The 20002-nt window shown below is 70.3% G+C and carries 19 protein-coding genes; 10 read left to right on the forward strand and 9 right to left on the reverse strand.

All coding sequences use genetic code 11. From position 1 onward, the window contains the following. The first annotated feature begins 33 nt into the window (after nt 1–33). Complete coding sequence (locus OG878_RS19745; RefSeq protein WP_328888013.1) at nt 34–1860, forward strand: acyl-CoA dehydrogenase; 1827 nt, start codon at nt 34–36, stop codon at nt 1858–1860. 69 nt (nt 1861–1929) lie between these two features. Here the strand turns inward: OG878_RS19745 and OG878_RS19750 are convergent, their stop codons facing one another. Then, nucleotides 1930–2127, reverse strand: a complete 198-nt coding sequence (locus OG878_RS19750; protein ID WP_328888014.1) for a hypothetical protein — start codon at nt 2125–2127, stop codon at nt 1930–1932. Between OG878_RS19750 and OG878_RS19755 the strand changes: the two genes are divergently transcribed. The 3 genes from OG878_RS19755 (at nt 2126) to OG878_RS19765 (ending at nt 4410) form a co-directional block, all read left to right on the forward strand. Continuing rightward, nucleotides 2126–3424, forward strand: coding sequence for a M18 family aminopeptidase (locus tag OG878_RS19755; RefSeq protein WP_328888015.1), 1299 nt, complete (start codon nt 2126–2128; stop codon nt 3422–3424). The genes OG878_RS19750 and OG878_RS19755 overlap by 2 nt on opposite strands. Before the next feature lie 228 nt (nt 3425–3652). After that, the gene (locus tag OG878_RS19760; protein WP_277327320.1) at nt 3653–3874 is read left to right on the forward strand and encodes a DUF6458 family protein; all 222 of its coding nucleotides are present in this window, start codon (nt 3653–3655) and stop codon (nt 3872–3874) included. 287 nt (nt 3875–4161) lie between these two features. Then, complete coding sequence (locus tag OG878_RS19765; RefSeq protein WP_328888016.1) at nt 4162–4410, forward strand: hypothetical protein; 249 nt, start codon at nt 4162–4164, stop codon at nt 4408–4410. 15 nt (nt 4411–4425) lie between these two features. Here OG878_RS19765 and OG878_RS19770 read toward each other — a convergent pair whose 3' ends face one another. Further along, the gene (locus OG878_RS19770) at nt 4426–6243 is read right to left on the reverse strand and encodes an NHL domain-containing thioredoxin family protein (RefSeq protein WP_328888017.1); all 1818 of its coding nucleotides are present in this window, start codon (nt 6241–6243) and stop codon (nt 4426–4428) included. A gap of 83 nt (nt 6244–6326) precedes the next feature. Between OG878_RS19770 and OG878_RS19775 the strand changes: the two genes are divergently transcribed. Continuing rightward, entirely contained in the window at nt 6327–6821 is a 495-nt protein-coding gene (locus tag OG878_RS19775; protein ID WP_328888018.1) for an LURP-one-related/scramblase family protein, read from the forward strand. Between the two features lie 93 nt (nt 6822–6914). On the opposite strand, the gene OG878_RS19780 is transcribed toward OG878_RS19775, so the two are convergent. Next, complete coding sequence (locus OG878_RS19780) at nt 6915–7715, reverse strand: carbon-nitrogen family hydrolase (protein WP_328888019.1); 801 nt, start codon at nt 7713–7715, stop codon at nt 6915–6917. 182 nt (nt 7716–7897) lie between these two features. On the opposite strand from OG878_RS19780, the gene OG878_RS19785 reads away from it, so the two are divergent. After that, a complete protein-coding gene (locus tag OG878_RS19785) occupies nt 7898–8722 on the forward strand; it encodes a maleylpyruvate isomerase family mycothiol-dependent enzyme (protein ID WP_328888020.1) in 825 nt (274 codons plus the stop codon). A gap of 89 nt (nt 8723–8811) precedes the next feature. On the opposite strand, the gene OG878_RS19790 is transcribed toward OG878_RS19785, so the two are convergent. After that, the gene (locus OG878_RS19790) at nt 8812–10119 is read right to left on the reverse strand and encodes an MFS transporter (RefSeq protein ID WP_328888021.1); all 1308 of its coding nucleotides are present in this window, start codon (nt 10117–10119) and stop codon (nt 8812–8814) included. Further along, a complete protein-coding gene (locus tag OG878_RS19795; RefSeq protein WP_443049136.1) occupies nt 10116–10835 on the reverse strand; it encodes a GntR family transcriptional regulator in 720 nt (239 codons plus the stop codon). Before OG878_RS19795 ends, OG878_RS19790 begins: the two co-directional genes overlap by 4 nt. Nucleotides 10836–11029: 194 nt before the next feature. On the opposite strand from OG878_RS19795, the gene OG878_RS19800 reads away from it, so the two are divergent. Next, a complete protein-coding gene (locus OG878_RS19800; RefSeq protein WP_328888022.1) occupies nt 11030–11959 on the forward strand; it encodes a D-alanyl-D-alanine carboxypeptidase family protein in 930 nt (309 codons plus the stop codon). Between the two features lie 80 nt (nt 11960–12039). Here the strand turns inward: OG878_RS19800 and OG878_RS19805 are convergent, their stop codons facing one another. Genes OG878_RS19805 through pdhA form a run of 3 tightly spaced genes read right to left on the reverse strand, consistent with a single transcriptional unit; the run spans nt 12040 to nt 15628 of the window. After that, the gene (locus OG878_RS19805; protein ID WP_328888023.1) at nt 12040–13485 is read right to left on the reverse strand and encodes a dihydrolipoamide acetyltransferase family protein; all 1446 of its coding nucleotides are present in this window, start codon (nt 13483–13485) and stop codon (nt 12040–12042) included. A gap of 11 nt (nt 13486–13496) precedes the next feature. After that, on the reverse strand, nt 13497–14477 hold the full coding sequence (locus tag OG878_RS19810; RefSeq protein WP_328888024.1) for an alpha-ketoacid dehydrogenase subunit beta: 981 nt from the start codon (nt 14475–14477) through the stop codon (nt 13497–13499). Between the two features lie 2 nt (nt 14478–14479). After that, nucleotides 14480–15628 (reverse strand): pyruvate dehydrogenase (acetyl-transferring) E1 component subunit alpha, encoded by a 1149-nt coding sequence (gene pdhA, locus OG878_RS19815; RefSeq protein WP_328888025.1) that lies wholly within the window; start codon nt 15626–15628, stop codon nt 14480–14482. A gap of 338 nt (nt 15629–15966) precedes the next feature. On the opposite strand from pdhA, the gene OG878_RS19820 reads away from it, so the two are divergent. From OG878_RS19820 to OG878_RS19830, 3 genes are all read left to right on the forward strand, one after another. Continuing rightward, entirely contained in the window at nt 15967–16626 is a 660-nt protein-coding gene (locus OG878_RS19820) for a response regulator transcription factor (RefSeq protein ID WP_328888026.1), read from the forward strand. 182 nt (nt 16627–16808) lie between these two features. Then, nucleotides 16809–17234: a pyridoxamine 5'-phosphate oxidase family protein gene (locus OG878_RS19825; protein WP_328888027.1), complete on the forward strand. Its 426-nt coding sequence runs from the start codon at nt 16809–16811 to the stop codon at nt 17232–17234. 63 nt (nt 17235–17297) lie between these two features. After that, nucleotides 17298–18281: a phosphotransferase gene (locus OG878_RS19830; RefSeq protein ID WP_328891305.1), complete on the forward strand. Its 984-nt coding sequence runs from the start codon at nt 17298–17300 to the stop codon at nt 18279–18281. 37 nt (nt 18282–18318) lie between these two features. Here the strand turns inward: OG878_RS19830 and OG878_RS19835 are convergent, their stop codons facing one another. Then, the gene (locus tag OG878_RS19835) at nt 18319–19926 is read right to left on the reverse strand and encodes a protein kinase domain-containing protein (protein ID WP_328888028.1); all 1608 of its coding nucleotides are present in this window, start codon (nt 19924–19926) and stop codon (nt 18319–18321) included. Between the last annotated feature and the right edge of the window lie 76 nt (nt 19927–20002).

Consider the following 20002-nt stretch of genomic DNA (forward strand, 5'->3'; position numbering starts at 1 on the left):
GCGCGCCACTGCTATTGATTACGGAGCCTTCCCATGGGGCACTACAAGTCGAATCTCCGCGACATCGAGTTCAACCTCTTCGAGGTCCTCGGGCGCGACAAGCTGTACGGCACCGGCCCGTTCGCCGAGATGGACGTCGAGACGGCGAAGAGCATCCTCGACGAGGTCACCCGCCTCGCGGAGAACGAGCTGGCCGACTCCTTCGCCGACGCCGACCGCACCCCGCCGGCCTTCGACCCGGAGACCAACACCGCGCCGGTCCCGGAGACGTTCAAGAAGTCGTACCAGGCGTTCATGGACTCCGAGTACTGGCGCCTGGGCCTGCCCGAGGAGATCGGCGGCACGACCTCCCCGCGCTCCCTGATCTGGTCCTACGCGGAGCTGGTGCTCGGCTCGAACCCGGCCGTCTGGATGTACTCCTCGGGCCCGGCGTTCGCCGGCATCCTCTTCGACGAGGGCAACGAGGTGCAGAAGAAGATCGCCGAGATCGCCGTCGAGAAGCAGTGGGGCTCGACGATGGTGCTGACCGAGCCGGACGCCGGTTCGGACGTCGGCGCGGGCCGCACGAAGGCCGTCGAGCAGGAGGACGGCTCCTGGCACATCGAGGGTGTGAAGCGCTTCATCACCTCGGGCGAGCACGACATGTCCGAGAACATCATTCACTACGTGCTGGCCCGCCCCGAGGGCGCAGGCCCGGGCACGAAGGGTCTGTCGCTCTTCATGGTCCCGAAGTTCCACTTCGACTGGACCACCGGTGAGCTGGGCGAGCGCAACGGCGTGTACGCGACGAACGTCGAGCACAAGATGGGCCTCAAGGCGTCCAACACGTGCGAGATGACCTTCGGCGACCAGCACCCCGCCAAGGGCTGGCTGATCGGTGACAAGCACGACGGCATCCGCCAGATGTTCCGCATCATCGAGTTCGCCCGCATGATGGTCGGCACGAAGGCCATCGCCACCCTCTCGACGGGCTACCTGAACGCGCTGGAGTACGCCAAGGAGCGCGTCCAGGGCACCGACCTGGCGAACTTCATGGACAAGGCCGCGCCCAAGGTCACCATCACGCACCACCCCGACGTACGCCGCTCGCTGATGACGCAGAAGGCGTACGCGGAGGGCATGCGCTCCCTCGTGCTGTACACCGCCTCCGTCCAGGACGCGATCCAGGAGAAGGAGGCCGCGGGCCAGGACGCCAAGGCGCTGCACGGCCTCAACGACCTGCTGCTCCCGATCGTGAAGGGCTACGGCTCCGAGAAGTCGTACGAGCAGCTGGCGCAGTCGCTCCAGACGTTCGGCGGCTCCGGGTACCTCCAGGAGTACCCGATCGAGCAGTACATCCGTGACGCCAAGATCGACACCCTCTACGAGGGCACCACGGCGATCCAGGGCCAGGACTTCTTCTTCCGGAAGATCGTCCGCGACCAGGGTGCCTCGCTGAACGCGCTGTCCGAGGAGATCAAGAAGTTCCTCGCCGGCGCCCACGGCAACGAGGAGCTGTCCGGTGCGCTGGACTCGCTCGCCAAGGCGGCCGTGGACCTCGAGGCGATCGTCGGCACGATGATCACCGACCTCACCGCGACCGGCGAGGACGTCAAGAACATCTACAAGGTCGGCCTGAACACCACCCGCCTGCTGCTGGCCTCCGGCGATGTCGTCGTCGGCTACCTGCTGCTGAAGGGCGCGGCCGTGGCGGCCGAGAAGCTGCCGACCGCCGCCGCGAAGGACGTCGCCTTCTACCAGGGCAAGATCGCCGCCGCGAAGTTCTTCGCCGCGAACGTCCTGCCGGGCGTCTCCACCGAGCGCGCGCTCGCCGAGGCGGTCGACGGTTCGCTGATGGAGCTGGACGAGGCCGCGTTCTAGCCTTCGGCGCGCACCGTCGGTCAACGCAGCGCCGCCGCCCGAATTCCTTCGGGCGGCGGCGCTGCCGTATCAGCCGGGTACGCCAGGTGCACGGCCGGGAATCCCGCCCGGGGGACAGCCACCGGCGCCCGCCACGACCGGCTCGAGCGCCCCGTACGGCACCGGCACCGGCCCGGCGGCGATCGACACGCTGTGACCCCCGGCCCGCAGGGCGGGGTGGTGATACGCGGATTCTTCCCGCCGCATCGTCGTTACAGTGAAGAACATGAGTTCTCCCCTCCGCTTCGACCGCGGTCACACCGACGACCTGATGGCCTTCCTGATGGCCAGCCCCACTCCGTACCACGGCGTGGCCACCGCCGCGGCCCGGCTGGAGAAGGCCGGCTTCCGGCAGGTCGAGGAGACCGCGGCCTGGGACGCGTCCACCGGCGGGAAGTATGTGCTGCGCGGCGGGGCGATCATCGCCTGGTACGTGCCGGAGGGCGCCGGTGCGCACACCCCGTTCCGGATCGTCGGCGCACACACCGACTCGCCGAACCTGCGGGTGAAGCCGCTGCCCGACACGGGGTCGTACGGCTGGCGGCAGATCGCCGTCGAGGTGTACGGCGGGACGCTGCTCAACACCTGGCTGGACCGGGACCTCGGTCTCGCGGGCCGGATCAGCCTGCGGGACGGCACTCACCGGCTGGTCGACATCGACCGGCCGCTGCTGCGTGTGCCGCAGTTGGCCGTGCATCTGGACCGGTCGGCCAACACCGACGGGCTCAAGCTCGACCGGCAGAAACACATGCAGCCGATCTGGGGGCTCGGGGACGTCGAGGAAGGCGGCCTGATCCGGTTCGTCGCCGAGGAGGCGGGGGTCGACGCGGCGGACGTGACCGGCTGGGACCTGATGCCGCACGCCGTGGAGCCGCCGGCCTACCTGGGCCGGGACCGCGAGCTGCTGGCCGGGCCGCGGATGGACAACCTGCTCTCCGTGCACGCGGCGACGGCCGCGCTCGCCGCCGTCGCCGGACAGCCGGACGAAGAGATTCCGTACATCCCGGTACTGGCCGCTTTCGACCACGAGGAGAACGGCTCCCAGTCGGACACCGGCGCGGACGGACCGCTGCTCGGCACGGTGCTGGAGCGGTCGGTCTTCGCCCGCGGCGGTACGTACGAGGACCGCGCCCGGGCCTTCGCGGGGACCGTCTGCCTCTCCTCCGACACCGGTCACGCGATCCACCCCAACTACGGCGAGCGCCACGACCCGACGCACCACCCGGTGGCGAACGGCGGGCCGATCCTCAAGGTCAACGTCAACATGCGGTACGCCACCGACGGCAGCGGCCGGGCCGTGTTCGCGGCGGCGTGCGAGAAGGCGGGCGTGCCGTGGCAGACGTTCGTCTCCAACAACTCGATGCCGTGCGGCACGACGATCGGCCCGATCACCGCGGCCCGGCACGGCATCCAGACCGTGGACATCGGCGTCGCGATCCTGTCGATGCACAGTGCACGTGAGCTGTGCGGCGCGGACGACCCGTATCTGCTCGCGAACGCGCTGACGGCGTTCCTGGCGGGCTGAGCGGCCGGTCTCCCCGGCAGGGGCCGCTCCCGCTCCGCGGGCGGCCCCTGCCGGGCAGCCCTACCGACGGGCGGGTCCCTTCGGGCGGGCCCGCCCACTGCATGCGGAACCGCTCGTTCCGTCCGGGCGGCCTCCTCCCGATCCGCCCTGCGCACATGCTTGTCGCCGGGCCGGGTACGCGATCCGTACAACGGTCCGGAGCCTCCGGACCGCCAAGGAGGCGTGACCATGGGACTCGGAGGATGCATCATCCTCATCGCCGTCGGGGCGGTACTCGCCTTCGCCACCGACTGGAAGATGGACACCGTCAATGTCGACCTGGTCGGCTGGATCATGATGATCGTCGGCATCATCGGGGTCTTCGTCTACGCGAGCATCGCGCGGCGCCGTCGGGTGGTCGTACCGCCCAGCGCCACGGTCGTGTCCGAGGACGAACGCCGCGGTCTCTGAACCGATTTCCGGCCGCTTCACCCCTGCAGCGCGGCTCACAGCAGTTCGACATGGCCGCGGACAGCAATATCCCGGACGCAGCCCGGGCAGGACCGGCAGTACCCCCGTTCCCATGGGCCACTTGACGAACGCCCTGTGGGACGACGAGCCGCCGACCCACTGCCCGCACCGTCGTACGGCGGCATGTCGCACGGCTGCGCGCCTGCTCACCGGCAACCGCACGGACGGGTACGGGGTCGCCCTCGACACCCACGTGTCCGCGGCCGCGAGCAGATCCCGGAACAGGGATGGGACCAGGACCGGACACGGACCCCGGACCGGGCGGCCCCCAACGCCTGGTCCGGCCCGTACCGGCAACGGCCGAAACCCTGCAGGGCCATCGCTGCCGCGGCGGAACGGCTCGCCGCCGCCCGATCACGCTGACGGGAGGCGGCGGCACGGCTGCCGTGAAGGCGCCCGGCGGCGAGGGCATCGCCGCCAACCCGGCGACGGGCTACTCGACGTACGCGCTCCGCAACGGCGCCGACGACTTCTGAGAGCCCGTCAGCCCGTCAGGCCTGCTCGTCCATTCCGGCGAGCACCAGCGGCAGCCGGGGCGTTCCCTCCGCGGTCACGCGGACGGGGACGCCCCAGTCCTGCTGGTGGACGTGGCACGCCGGGTACTCGTTCGCCGGGTCGTCGTCGCACGACGCCGCCATCGCGGACACATGCAGAACGCCTTCGGTGACGCCGTCGGCCAGGACCAGGTCACGGAAGAGATCGGTGCCGGGACCGGCGCCCTCCGCCAGCAGCTCCGGCGGGGTCGACGAGACCAGCAGCCGGGTCGAGGGACCGTACCGGGTGTCGAGCTTCTGGCCGGCGGGCGCCTGGAAGACCACGTCCAGACGGAGCGTGCCGGGGGCGATCTCGGTGGCCGCGCGCTGGGTGCGGTGCGCCTGGTCGGCGACGCGCACGGCTTCCTCGGGCAGGCGCAGCCGGGTCAGCCGGTGGCGGGCCGACTCGACGACGACGAGGTCGTCACCGACCAGCACGGCGTCGCTCGGCTCCCGCAGATCCGTGGCCAGGGTGGTGACCTCACCGGTGGCCGGGTCGTAACGGCGCAGCGCGTGGTTGTACGTGTCGCTGACGGCAACGGACCCGTCCGGCAGCGCGGTGACGCCCAGCGGGTGCTGGAAGAGCGCCTGGTCGGCGGCGCCGTCGCGGTGGCCGAAGTCGAAGAGGCCGGTGCCGACGGCCGTGTGCACGGTCCCGTCCCGGTCGACGTAGCGCAGCGCGGACGTCTCCGAGTCGGCGACCCAGAGCCGTTCGCCGTCGGCCGTGGCCGCGAGCCCGGACGGCTGGGCGAACCAGGCCTCGTCGGCCGGACCGTCCACCAGACCCTCATTGGTGGTGCCCGCGGCGACCTGCACGGTCCCGGCTTCCGGGCCGTACGACCACAGCTGATGCACGCCCGCCATGGCGATCCACAGCCGGTCCGCGAACCAGGCGACGTCCCACGGGGACGAGAGGTCGACCTCTCGGGCCGGGCCGGTGGTCGGGGAGCCCTGCCACCACTGGCGACCGGTACCGGCGAGCGTCGTCGTCACCCCGGTCGTGAGGTCGAGGGCGCGGATGGCGTGGTTGACGGTGTCGGCGACCGCGATCCGGCCGTCGGGCAGCACGGCCAGCCCCTGCGGCTCGCTGAACCGGACCTCGTCGGGTCCGCCGTCCATGAGCCCCCGGTCCCCCGTACCGAAGTGACGGCGGACCGTCTCGCCGTCCTGCTCGATCTCGACGAGGCGGTGCCGGGTGGTGTCGGAGACCAGGAAGCCGCCGTCCGGCAGCAGCAGGGCCTTGCCGGGGAAACGCAGATGCGTGGCGACGGGCTCGGGCGCCACGTACGGGCCGTCGCCACGGCGCAGCGTGCCCTTCTCGGCGTGCTCCGCCTCCAGCTCCTCGACGAGCTTCGCGATGGCGTGCGCGTGCCCCTCGCCGGCGTGCTGGGCGACGACATAACCCTCGGGGTCGATGACGACGAGCGTGGGCCAGGCCCGTACGGCGTACTGCTTCCAGGTGGCGAGTTCGGGGTCGTCGAGCACGGGGTGGTGGACCTCGTACCGCTCGACGGCGTCGACGACGGCCTGGTGCTCGGCCTCGTGGACGAACTTCGGCGAGTGCACGCCGATGATCACCACGGTGTCACGGTGCTTCTCCTCCAGCTCGCGCAGCTCATCGAGGACATGCAGACAGTTCACACAGCAGAATGTCCAGAAATCCAGGATGACGATGCGTCCCCGCAGGTCAGCGAGGGTGTACTGCTGGTCGCCTGTATTGAGCCAGCCGCCCTTGCCGATCAGCTCGGGGGCCCTGACGCGCGCACGTGTAGCCATGTGAAGAGTCAACATCACCGTGGCCGTCCGCATTCCGGAGGGTCGCACACATTCCGGGGAGTCCCGGGGGGAACCTGTGAGCCATGAGATTCCTGGTGCGTGAGCGGCTCTTCGCCGTCGGCGACGACTACTGGATCGAGGACGAGGACGGGCGCAAGGTCTTACTCGTCGACGGCAAGGCCCTGCGGATGCGCGACACCTTCGAGCTGAAGGACGCGCAGGGCCGGATTCTCATCGAGATCCGGCAGAAACTGCTGAGCCTGCGCGACACGATGCTCATCGAGCGCGACGGCGAACAGCTCGCCAGGATCAAGCGCAAACGGCTGTCTCTGCTGCGCAACCACTACCGGGTGACGCTGGTGGACGGCACCGGGCTCGACGTCAGCGGCAAGATCCTGGACCGCGAGTTCGCCATCGACTACGACGGCGAACTGCTGGCCCAGATCTCGCGACGATGGCTGACCGTCCGGGACACGTACGGCATCGATGTCGTACGGGAGGACGCCGACACGGCACTGCTGATCGCCGTCGCCGTGTGCGTGATCGTGCTGGCGGACAAGGAGCGCGACGAGGACTGAGGACATGTGGGCTGTTTCACGTGAAACAGCCCGGTCAGGCGGCGGTGCGCCCGGCCCGATGCCGGTGCGTCGCCCGCCGGGGCAACGGCCCTGTCAGCGGACGGCCGTTGGCGGGGCGAGGCCCAGGCGCCGGTCCTTGAGCGCCGGGAACTGCTCCCGCGTGGCGGCGACCTTCGCCGGGTCGAACTCCACGGTGAGCACCTCCTCGCCCGCGCCCGCCTCGGCGAGCACCTCGCCCCACGGGTCGACGGCGATGCTGTGCCCGGCCTGCTCGACCCCGGCATGCGTGCCCCCGGTGCCGACGGCCAGGACGTACGCCTGGTTCTCGACGGCCCGCGCCCGGGCCAGCAGGGTCCAGTGGGCGCGGCGCCGCTCCGGCCAGCCCGCCGGTACGACGAGCGTCTGCGCGCCCGCGTCGACGAGGCCACGGAACAGCTCGGGGAAGCGCAGGTCGTAGCAGGTGGCGAGGCCGAGCGTGGTCAGCGGCAGGGCGACCGTCACGAGGTCCTCGCCGGCGCCCATCATCACCGCCTCGCCCTTGTCGAACCCGAAGCGGTGGATCTTGCGGTACGCGGCGGCCCGCTCGCCCTCGGGCGTGAAGACCAGGGACGTGTTGTAGAGCGTGCCGTCGTCGGCGCGTTCCACGAAGGAGCCCGCGTGCAGCCAGACCCCGGCATCGGCCGCGGCCTTCGCCATCAGGTCGTGCGTGGGTCCCAGGAGGGGTTCGGCCTCGTCGGCGAAGGCGGTGTACGCGAACGCGCCGACCGGCCAGAGTTCGGGAAGGACCACCAGATCGGCACCCCGCTGTTCCGCGACCAGTGAAGCCACGCGATCCCTGCGGGAATTGACCGATTCGTCCGGGTCTACTGCGATCTGGATGAGGGAGGCGTGCACACTACCACCGTCCTGGCATTCGAGCCGTCAACGCGGGCCTACGATCGTCACACGAAAGCACTGCCGGGGTGCCTGCTCGCAGCGTAACTTAGCGACCGAACCTCCCACGCAGCCCGCAGCCGCCGCCCGCCGACCGCGCCCGCAGTCCAGCCCATGCACCGCAGAACCGCACGAGGGGTCCCGTGACCGTCCATCCCATCCTCCAGACCTACGCCGATGCCTGGACCCACTCCGTCGAGTCGATAGCCGAGCTGGTGAAGCCGCTCGCCGAGGGGGAGTGGAACCGCCGTACACCGTGCCCCGGTTGGTCGGTGCGTGACATCGTCTCGCACGTCATCGGCATGGAGTGCGAGCAGCTCGGCGATCCGCGGCCGATCCACACGCTGCCGCGCGATCTCTACCACGTACAGAACGAGTTCACCCGCTACATGGAGATGCAGGTCGATGTGCGGCGCCACCACACCGCACCCGAGATGACCTCCGAGCTGGAGTACACGATCATCCGCCGCTCCCGTCAGCTGCGGAACGAGGCACGTGACCCGGAGACCATGACCAGGGCGCCGCTCGGCGCCGAGCAGACCCTGGAACTCGCGCTGCGGATGCGGGCCTTCGATGTCTGGGTGCACGAGCAGGACCTGCGGGCGTCGCTGGGACTGCCCGGCAATCTGGACTCCCCCGGAGCAACCATCGTCCGGGACGTGCTGCTCGCCGCGCTGCCGAAGGTGGTCGCCAAGGACGCCGGCGCACCGCCCCAGTCGGCGGTCGTGCTCGATGTGCACGGGCCGGTGGAGTTCATGCGCACGGTCAGGATCGACGCGGACGGCCATGGCTCCGTGGACGGTGCGCCGTCGTTGGGTCCCGCGGTGACGCTGTCGACGGACTGGGAGACGTACGTCCGGCTGGCCTGCGGGCGGGTGCGGCCGTCGGCGGTCGCGGACCGGATCAAGACCGAGGGCGACCAGGAGCTGGCCGCGGCGATCCTGCAGAACTTCGCCGTGACGCCGTGACGTCCGGCACCGTCACGCCGTAGCAGCCGGAAGGGCCGGCGGCGCCCGTCGTTTCGTGGAACGAAGAGACGGGCGCGCCGCCGCGGCGGTCACGCGGGTACGTGCACGGCCTCCACACGGCTGATCACGTGGTGGCTCCGCTCCCGGCGCGTGGCGCGGGCGTGCAGCCGCAGAATCTGCACGACCCCGAGCGCCTCCAGCACGAAGACGGAGGCGAACGCGATGCGGTAGTCGTCGCCCGTGGCGTCGAGCAGCACTCCGATGGCGAACAGAGTGGTCATCGAGGCCGTGAAGCCGCCCATGTTGACGATCCCCGAGGCGGTGCCCTGCCGCTCCGGCGGGTTGGCCGGGCGCGCGAAGTCGAAGCCGATCATCGAGGCGGGACCGCAGGCGCCGAGCACCGTGCAGAGGGTGATCAGCAGCCACATCGGCGCATGGCCCGGGTACAGGATGGCCGACGCCCACAGGGCGGCAGTCACCGCGACCGTGCCGAGGGCCAGCGGGGCGCGCGCGGCGTGATGGCGGGCGATGATCTGCCCGTAGACGAGGCCGACGGCCATGTTGGAGAGCACCACCAGGGTGAGCAGCTCGCCGGCGGTGGACCGGCTCAGGCCCTCCGCCTCCACCAGGAACGGCATCCCCCACAGCAGCAGGAACACCATGGCCGGGAACTGCGTGGTGAAGTGCACCCACATCCCGAGCCGGGTGCCCGGCTCCCGCCACGAGGCCGCGATCTGCCTGCGCACGTACGCGGCGCCGGTGTGCTCGACGGGCGGCGGCTCATACCCCTCCGGGTGGTCCTTCAGGAAGAGGAGCAGCAGCACCAGCACCACGACGCCGGCCATCGCGCTGCCCGCGAACGTGGTGGTCCAGCCGAGGCCGTGCAGGGCGCGGGCGATGAAGAGCGTCGAGACGAGGTTGCCCGCCATGCCGAAGAGGGCGGCGACCTGGCCGATCAGCGGTCCGCGCCGGGCCGGGAACCAGCGGGCGCCGAGCCGCAGCACGCTGATGAACGTCATGGCGTCACCGCAGCCGAGCAGCGCCCGGGAGGCCAGCGCCGTGCCGTAGGACGGGGAGAGCGCGAAGCCGAGCTGCCCGATGGTGAACAGGACCGCCCCGGTGGTGAGGACCTTCTTGGTGCCGTACCGGTCGACCAGCAGGCCGACCGGTATCTGCATGCCCGCGTAGACGAGCAGCTGAAGGATGGAGAACGTCGACAGGGCGGAGGCGTTGATGCCGAACCGGTCGGCGGCGTCCAGGCCGGCGACTCCGAGGCTCGTACGGAAGATGATCGCCACGAAGTAGACGGCGACACCGATGCCCCAGACCCGGGCGGCACGCCGGCCGCCGGGCGGATCACCGGGCAGGGACAGGGTGGGGGCACCGGCAGAGCTCACCGGTCCTCACCCCGGACCAGCACCTTGACCCGGCTGACATGGCGCCGCACGACCTGCGCGGCGCCGTCGGCGTCACCGGCCCTGATCGCCTCCAGCAGCTCACCGTGCTCGGCGATGTTGGCGGCGATCCTGCCCGGGTGCGCCTCCATCACGGCGACCCCCATCCGCAGCTGCCGGTCGCGCAGCTGGTCGTAGAGGCGCGACAGGATGTCGTTGCCCGCGTGGCGCACGATCTCGGCGTGGAAGCAGCGGTCCGCGACCGACACGGCGGCAAGATCCCCGGCCTGCACCTGCCGCCGCTGCTCCTCGAGCAGCTCCTCCAGCCGGGCGATCAGCTTCGCGGAGGCGGGCACGGCCTTGCGGGCCGCGAACTCCTCGACGAGCAGCCGGGTCTCCACGACGTCCGAGATCTCCTGCGCGGAGACGGCGAGCACCAGGGCCCCCTTCTTCGGATAGAGCTTGATCAGCCCCTCGACCTCCAGCCGCAGCAGCGCCTCGCGCACCGGCGTGCGGGAGACGCCGACGACCTCTGCGAGATCCCCTTCGGTCAGCAGCGTCCCGCCCTCGTAACGGCGTTCGAGCACCGCCTGCTTGATGTGGGTGTAGACGCGCTCGGCGGCGGGCGGCTGCTTGACGGCCGGCTTCGCCGGGGCCTTCGCAGCGGACTTCACGGGGCGCTCCATCGAGCGCTTCACGACGGGAGGTGCGGCAGGCATGCACACAGCATAGATACAACATGGACACAAGCGCCGCGCCGATCCGCCATCCGGACGGCGCGGCGCGGCACCGCCCCGGCAACGCTCCCGAAATCACCCCATGTTTCGGTACATCCATCGCCCTGCCTCATGAGTCTCACCACCGAGCGGCACCGTCATGTGGCCGCATTCCAGGGGCATTTGGAGCGTTCGAATTGAAAATCGGGATCAAGGGAACAAATCGCGCATCCGCCGCTGTCACCGTGGCTCTGACCGCGGGTGCCGTCCTCACGGGCAGCGTGTTCGCCACCGGGGCGCAGGCCGCTACGCCGCCCACACCCACGATCGTCGCCAAGGGCGGCTACGTGATGGACGACGGCACCGCGACGACCCTGTTCAGCAAGGCCGCGGACACCCGTCGCTCCACCGGTTCCACCACCAAGATCATGACGGCCAAGGTGGTCCTGTCGCAGAAGAACCTCAACCTGGATTCCAAGGTCACGATCCAGCAGGCGTACAGCGACTACATCGTCTCCAAGGGCGCCTCGTCGGCCCACCTGTTCGTCGGCGACAAGGTCACCGTCCGCCAGCTTCTGTACGGCCTGATGCTGCCGTCCGGCTGTGATGCCGCGTACGCCCTCGCCGACAAGTTCGGCACCGGCACCACCCGCGCGGCCCGCGTGAAGTCGTTCATCGGCAAGATGAACGCCTCCGCCACGTCCCTCGGCCTGAAGAACACGCACTTCGACTCGTTCGACGGCATAGGGAATGGCTCCAACTACTCGACGCCGCGCGACCTGACGAAGATCGCCGCCAGCGCGATGAAGAACGCCACGTTCCGCTCGGTCGTGAAGACCAGGTCGACCAGGCAGAAGGTCACCACGAAGAGCGGCGGCTACCGCTACATGTCGTGGACCAACACCAACAAGCTGCTCGGCACCTACAGCGGTGCGATCGGCGTGAAGACCGGATCCGGTCCGACGGCCAAGTACTGCCTCGTCTTCGCCGCGACCCGGAACGGCAGGACGGTCATCGGCACCGTCCTCGCCTCCACGTCCGAGACGACCCGGACGGCGGACGCGAAGAAGCTCATGGACTACGGCTTCAAGAAAGCCGTTCCCCGGAGCATCCGAAGGGGCCTGTAGCGCCACGCCCGGGCGGAAACCCGAAGGGGCCTGCGGCACGGTCAGTGCCACAGGCCCCTTCGGCGTACCTCCGCGGGGTGTTACGCCCAGGTGATCAGCCGCTTGGGCTGTTCCAGGATCGCCGCGACATCGGCGAGCACCTTGGAGCCGAGCTCGCCGTCGACCAGACGGTGGTCGAACGACAGTGCCAGCGTGGTGACCTGACGAGGCTTCACCTTGCCCTTGTGGACCCACGGCTGCAGCTTGATCGCGCCGACCGCGAGGATCGCGGACTCGCCCGGGTTCAGGATCGGCGTGCCCGTGTCGACGCCGAAGACGCCGACATTGGTGATCGTCACCGTGCCGCCCGCCATGGCCGCGGGGGACGTCCTGCCCTCGCGTGCCGTGGCGACCAGCTCTCCCAGCGCCGCGGCGAGCTGGGGCAGGGTCTTGTCGTGCGCGTCCTTGATGTTCGGCACGATCAGACCGCGCGGGGTGGCGGCCGCGATGCCCAGGTTCACGTAGTGCTTCTGCACGATCTCCTGGTTGGCCTCGTCCCAGGCGGCGTTGACCTCGGGGTTCCGCTTGATCGCGACCAGGAGCGCCTTGGCGATGATCAGGAGCGGGTTGACCCGGACCCCCGCCATGTCCTTGTCCTCCTTGAGCTCCGCCACGAGCTTCATCGTGCGCGTGACGTCGACCGTCACGAACTCGGTGACGTGCGGAGCCGTGAACGCGCTGCCGACCATCGCCTGCGCGATGGCCTTCCGCACGCCCTTGACCGGGATACGGGTCTCCCGGACGCCCGGTTCCGAGGCTGCCGCGACAGGTGCCGCGGGGACGGGCGCCGGTGCCGCGACCGGGGCGGCGGGCGCCGGTACCTGTGCCTGCGCCGCTACGGGGGCGGCTGCCGCGTGCACGTCCTCGCGGGTGATGACCCCGCCCGGACCGGTCGGGACGACCGTCGCCAGATCGATACCGAGGTCCTTCGCCAGCTTGCGCACCGGCGGCTTGGCGAGCGGGCGGCTCGCCGGCACGGGCACGACGGCCGGAGCCACGGCGGGGGCGGCAGCGTGGCCGTGGCCGTTGAGCTCGCCCTGGATCCCGGCGACCGCGGCCGCCGGGGCAGCCGTCCCGTCGCCCTTGCGGGCCCGCCGCTTGGTGGAGGACTCGGCCACGCCGTAGCCCACCAGCACCGGCTGGCGGCCCTTCGGCTCCTCCGGTTCGGCCTCCGGCTCGGCGACGGGAGCGGCCGCCGCGGCCGGAGCCTCGGCGCTGCCCGGTGCCACGTCCACTGCGATGATCACCTGGCCGACGTCGACGGTCGTGCCCTCGGGGAAGCGCAGCTCGTGCACCACCCCGTCGAACGGGATCGGCAGCTCCACGGCCGCCTTCGCGGTCTCGACCTCGCACACGACCTGGCCGTCGGTGACGGTGTCGCCCGGCTGGACGTACCACTTGAGGATCTCGGCCTCGGTCAGTCCCTCGCCCACGTCGGGCATCTTGAACTCACGGAAGCGAGCAGACGTTTCGGTCATCGTCGTCACGACCCCTCTCCTCAGTACGCCAGCGAGCGGTCGACGGCGTCGAGCACGCGGTCCAGGCCCGGCAGGTACTCGTCCTCGAGCCGCGCCGGCGGATACGGGGCGTGGTAGCCGCCGACCCGGAGCACCGGTGCTTCGAGATGGTAGAAGCACCGCTCCGTGATGCGGGCGGCGATCTCGGCCCCGGAGCCGTAGAACACCGGCGCCTCGTGGACCACGACCAGCCGGCCGGTCTTCTCGACCGACGCCTGGACGGCGTCGAAGTCGATCGGGGACATCGAGCGCAGGTCCAGGACCTCGATCGACTTGCCCTCCTCCTGGGCGGCCGCGGCCGCTTCCAGGCAGACCTTCACCATCGGGCCGTACGCGACGAGGGTGAGGTCGGAGCCCTCCCGTACCGTCGCGGCCTTGTGCAGCGGGCCGGGGATGAGGTCGGTCTCGACCTCGCCCTTGTCCCAGTAGCGCCGCTTCGGCTCGAAGAAGATGATCGGGTCGTCGCTCTGGACGGCCTGCTGCATCATCCAGTAGGCGTCCGACGCGTTGGACGGCGAGACCACCTTCAACCCCGCGACGTGCGCGAACAGGGCCTCGGGCGATTCACTGTGGTGCTCGACGGCACCGATGCCGCCGCCGTACGGGATCCGGACGACGACCGGCAGCTTGATCTTGCCGAGCGCGCGGGCGTGCATCTTCGCGAGCTGCGTGACGATCTGGTCGTACGCCGGGAAGACGAAGCCGTCGAACTGGATCTCCACGATCGGCCGGTAGCCGCGCAGGGCCAGACCGATCGCGGTGCCGACGATGCCGGACTCGGCGAGCGGGGTGTCGATGACCCGGTCCTCGCCGAAGTCCTTCTGGAGCCCGTCGGTGATCCGGAAGACCCCGCCCAGCTTGCCGACGTCCTCACCCATGATGAGGACCTTGGGGTCGGTGTCGAGGGCCTTGCGCAGCGACTCGTTGAGCGCCTTCGCGAGGGACATCTTCTGCGTGGCCATGACTAGTTGCCCTCCTCGGCGAACGAAGCCTGGTAGGCGGCGAACTGGGCACGCTCCTCGTCGACGAGCGGGTTCCCGTCGGCGTAGACGTGGTCGAAGATCGCCATCCGGTCCGGGTCGGGCATGGCCCGCACCGCTTCCCGGACCCGCTTGCCGAGAGTCTCGCTCTCGGTCTCCAGCGCGGTGAAGAACGCCTCGTCGGCGAGCTCCTGCTTCTCCAGATACGTACGCAGCCGCAGGATCGGGTCCTTGGCCTCCCAGGAGGCACGCTCCTCGTCCGCCCGGTACTTCGTCGGGTCGTCGGAGGTGGTGTGCGCGCCCATCCGGTAGGTGAACGCCTCGACGAGGGTGGGACCCTCGCCCCGGCGGGCCCGCTCGAGCGCCGACTTGGTGACGGCCAGGCACGCGAGGACGTCGTTGCCGTCGACCCGGACGCCGGGGAAGCCGAAGCCCTGGGCGCGCTGGTAGAGCGGCACCCGGGTCTGCTTCTCGGTCGGCTCGGAGATCGCCCACTGGTTGTTCTGGCAGAAGAACACCACGGGCGCGTTGTAGACCGCGGAGAAGGTGAACGACTCGGCCACGTCACCCTGGCTGGAGGCGCCGTCACCGAAGTACGCGATCACGGCCGAGTCCGCGCCGTCCTTGGCGACGCCCATGGCGTAGCCGGTGGCGTGCAGGGTCTGCGAGCCGATGACGATCGTGTACAGGTGGAAGTTGTTGGTGTTCGGGTCCCAGCCGCCGTGGTTCACACCGCGGAACATCCCGAGCAGGTTGGTCGGGTCGACCCCGCGGCACCAGGCGACCCCGTGCTCACGGTAGGTCGGGAAGACATAGTCGTCGTCGCGCAGGGCCCGGCCGGAGCCGATCTGGGCGGCCTCCTGGCCCAGCAGCGACGCCCACAGGCCCAGCTCGCCCTGACGCTGCAGCGCGGTGGCCTCGGCGTCGAAACGTCGGGTCAGGACCATGTCCCGGTACAGACCGCGCAGCTCGTCCGCGGTCAGGTCAATCGTGTAGTCCGGGTGCTCCACCCGCTCGCCCTCGGGCGTCAGCAGCTGTACGAGCTCGGGCTCCGAACTCTGTGGCGTCCTCGCGGCGCTGGTCCGCTTGCTGCTGCGTCGCGGTTTGCGCGCGGCAGTGCTCTCCACGGTCACGTGCGTGCTCCTCCGTCGGTCCGGCCCCCGGGGTCTGCCGGGAGACCAGTGCGGCTCGCCTGTGTCCGTACCCGTGCACGGGGTGGGTGCCGCTCGGCCGGGAACAGGCGTGACAGGTGCCCCGGCGAGCGTCCTGCCAAAGGCACGTTACCCAGTGCGCCCCACAACTACGAAACCCTGTCTGACCTGCGATTTTGCTTGGATTTCCAAGTAAATCGAAAAAGTCGGGAACTTTCGCTGGTCACAGCACTGGTAACAGCCTTGCAGGCCGCCGGAACAACGGCACGTTATCCCGCCGTTCAGCGGCAGGGAAGAGGGGAGTGTGTGAGACTGCATTTGTGCGCGAAGAAGGAAAAATCACCGTTTTTCTACTCGATGACCACGAGGTCGTCCGACGGGGCGTCCACGAATTGCTCTCGTGCGAGCAGGACATCGAAGTCGTCGGGGAAGCCGGCACGGCGGCGGACGCGCTGGTCCGCATCCTCGCCACCCGGCCCGATGTGGCGGTGCTCGACGTGCGGCTGCCGGACGGCAGCGGGGTGGAGGTCTGCCGGGAGATCCGCTCCAAGGACGACAGCATCAAATGCCTGATGCTGACGTCGTACGCCGATGACGAGGCGCTCTTCGACGCGATCATGGCGGGCGCGTCGGGATATGTGCTGAAGGCGATCCGCGGCAATGAGCTGCTCACGGCGGTACGGGACGTGGCGGCCGGAAAGTCTCTGCTGGATCCCGTGGCCACCGCCCGCGTGCTGGAACGGCTGCGCGAGGGCAAGGAGAGCCGGAGCGACGACAAGCTGTCCGCCCTCACCGACCAGGAGCGCCGGATCCTCGACCTGATCGGCGAGGGGCTGACGAACCGGGTGATCGGCGAGCGGCTGCATCTCGCCGAGAAGACGATCAAGAACTACGTCTCCAGCCTGCTGTCCAAGCTGGGCATGGAGCGACGCTCGCAGGCCGCCGCCTATGTGGCGCGGCTGGAGGCCGAGCGGCGCTGAGCGCACGCGGCGTACGGCACCGGACCGCGGTCGCCGGCGGGCGTTTCGGGACCTTGGTCCCGGGCCACCCGGGGCTGCGGCCTCTTTCTGTGTCCACCACGTTGACGGAGAGTGGACGCATGCCCTCTGCGGAACCACCAGCAACAGCACCACCAGCACCCCCGGCGATGGAACCCCCACCGATGGAACCCGGGGCGATCGAGCTGCTCGGGCGGGTGCGGTACGGCCGGCTGGCGACGACCCGTCGGGCCCTTCCGTTTCTGGCGGTGGCCCGCCATCTCGTGATCGACGGACACGTCGTCCTGAGGATGCACAACGCGCTCGGCCGGAAGGAGTCGTGCGACGGCAGCGTCGTCGCGTACGCGGTGGACAACTTCAACACGGCGGGCACCGAGGACGCGGGCGGCGGCGATCTGTGGTCGGTGCAGCTCACCGGCCCCGCCGAGATCGTGCATCCGACCGAGGAGCATCGCGCGCGCTTCGGTGCGACACCGCTCCGGATCGACGGCGAGCCGTTCGAGCCGGTCTATCTCCGGCTCGCCCCGCACTTCGTCACTACGCACACTCTGAGCCGTCACGCAAGTCAGTCGAGTCACCACACAGCGTGATCTACCATTTGGTGAGTGCCGCGCTCATCTGTAGCCCTCCCCCCCGTACCGCCGGTCGTCGAGGTGCTGCGGCGATACCCGGACGCGGGTGAGCCCCTCACCTGCAGCCCCGTCACCCAGGGCCTCCTCAACCACGGCTACCGCGTCTCCACCACCCGCGGCTCGTACTTCCTCAAGCACCACCTCGACGACTCCACCGGCGACCGCGCGACCATCGTCCGCCAGCACCGCGCCACCCAGCGGCTGCAGTCGCTCGGAGTGCCGGTCGCGCCGCCCGTCGAGGACACGGAGGGCGGCACGGTCACCGAGATCGGCGGCCGGTGCTACGCCCTGCACCCGTGGGTGGACGGACTGCACCGGGTGGGCGCCCAGCTGACCACCGCCCAGTCGCAGCGGCTCGGGGCGCTCCTCGGAGCCGTACACACCGGCCTTGCACAGGTCATGGAGACCGGGGCCGCCCAGGGGCGCGGACCTGCGAGCCCGGACGCCGCCGACACGTTCGCGCTGATCGACGATCTGCTCGCCGCAGCGCGCGGACGGCGGCCCCGGGACTCCTTCGACGAGCTGGCCGAGCACCGCCTCGTCGAGCGGCGCGCCCTCCTGGAGCAGTACGCCGACCGCCGGCCGCCCGCCCCCGACGTCCCGGCGACCGGCTGGGTGCACGGCGACTTCCACCCACTGAACGTGCTGTACCGGGGGGCGAATCCGGTGGCGATCATCGACTGGGACCGGCTGGGGGTGCAGCCGCGCGCCGAGGAGGCGGTACGGGCCGCGGCGATCTTCTTCGTACAGCCCGCCGGAAAGCTGGAACTGGACAAGGTACGGGCGTACGCGCGGGCCTACCGGGGGGCGACCGGCGCGGGCGCCGCCGAACTCGCCGCCGCGGTGCACCGGGTGTGGTGGGAGCGGCTCAACGACTTCTGGATACTGCGCTGGCGCTACCGCCTGCACGACGGAAGGGCCGACCCGCAGTTTCCTGCGGTGTCGGCCCTGGCGGTCTGGTGGACGCGGGAGTACGAGGCGGTGCGCGAGGCCTTCACGGAGTGAGGGCCTCGCGGGTCCCCGGCCCGCACGGTCCCGGGGATCAGGGGCTGGTGCCCCCCGCGGTCGCCGGGTTGCCGTTGGCACCGGTGATGGTCCCGCCGTCGGTGGTCGTGCCCCCGTCGGTCGTCGTGCCCCCGTCGGTGCCCGTTCCCCCGTCGGTCGTCGTGCCGCCGTCCGTGCCCGTGCCCCCGTCCGTGCTCGTGCCGCCGTCGGTCGCCGTGCCGCCGTCGGTCTCACCGGTGTCCGGTGAGGTGGCCGTGTCGGACGGGGTCTCGGACGGTGTGCTGGGCGTGGTGCTCGGCGAGGTGGATGCCGGCGGCCAGTTCGACTGCTCATCGCCACCGGTGGAGTCGTCCTGCGGCGGGACCACCTTCGTGTCCTCCTCGCTGGGCGCCTCCGAACTCTTCGTCGGGGCCGGAGAGCTGGAGTGCGTGGCCGGGGGAGGCTCGTGATGGGTGCCGTTGCCGTTCGCCGCGTTGACCGCGATGGCGACACCCGCCCCGATCGCGATCAGCGCGAGGACGACGAACAGCCAGATCTTGCCGCGGCCGCCACCCCCGCCGTGCCCGCCCTCGTATCCGCCGTCGTCCGGGTTCATCGGCGGCAGGATCGGGCCCTGAGAGGTGTCCCCGTGCTGCGGCTGCCCCATCGCCATCGTGCCGCCCGCCATGCCCATGGCGGGGGCGTGGCCGCCCTGGTGCACGGTGACCGGGCCGGTGTTCCACGTGCCCGTGTGGCCGCCCTGCACCTGCAGCATCTGCAGGCTGTACTGGACCAGCCCGCGCATCTCCTCGGCGCTCTGGAACCGGTCGTCCGGGTCCTTCGCCAGCGACCGCATGACGAGCCCGTCCAGCTCCGGCGGCACCGCACCCGAGACGCCGGACGGTGGCACCGGGATGTCCTGGACGTGCTGGTACACGACGGAGAGCGGCGTCTCACCCGTGAACGGGGGCCGCAGCGCGAGGAGTTCGTACAGCAGACAGCCGGTGGCGTACAGATCGGAGCGGTGGTCGACGGCCTTGCCGAGCGCCTGCTCGGGGGAGAGGTACTGCGGCGTGCCCATGACCATGCCGGTCTGGGTCATCGTCGACTGCGCCCCGTGCAGGGCGCGGGCGATACCGAAGTCCATCACCTTGACCGCGCCGGAGTTCGTGATGATCACGTTCGCCGGCTTGATGTCGCGGTGCACGATGCCGTGCTGGTGCGAGTACGCGAGGGCCTCCAGCACCCCCGAGACGATGATCAGCGCCTGCTCGGGCGGCGGGGCCTCGGCGTTGAGCAGCAGATCACGGATGGTGCGGCCCTCGACGAGCTCCATCACGATGTACGGGACGGTCTGGCCGCCCACGACGTCCTCGCCGGAGTCGTACACGGCGACGATCGCATGGTGGTTGAGGCCGGCCACGGACTGTGCCTCACGCGTGAACCGGGCCTTGGAGACCGGGTCCTCGGCAAGATCGGAACGGAGCAGCTTCACCGCGACCGTGCGCCCGAGCCGGACGTCCTCGGCCGCGAACACCTCGGCCATGCCACCACGGCCGAGGCGGTGCGTCATCCGGTAACGCCCGTCACCGACGACACCGCCGACGCCCCAGGAGTCGGCCGCATCCGAAACTCCGCCGCCGTTTGCTTCGGGTTCGGGTGCCATCAGTCCTCGCCGTCGTATCTGTCCGCGCGTCCGCGGGTTCTCACGGTGTCTTGCATGCCTTGCTGCATTGCCACGT

The sequence above is a fragment of the Streptomyces sp. NBC_00316 genome (genome assembly GCF_036158715.1).
In the GTDB taxonomy this organism is placed as follows: Bacteria; Actinomycetota; Actinomycetes; order Streptomycetales; family Streptomycetaceae; genus Streptomyces.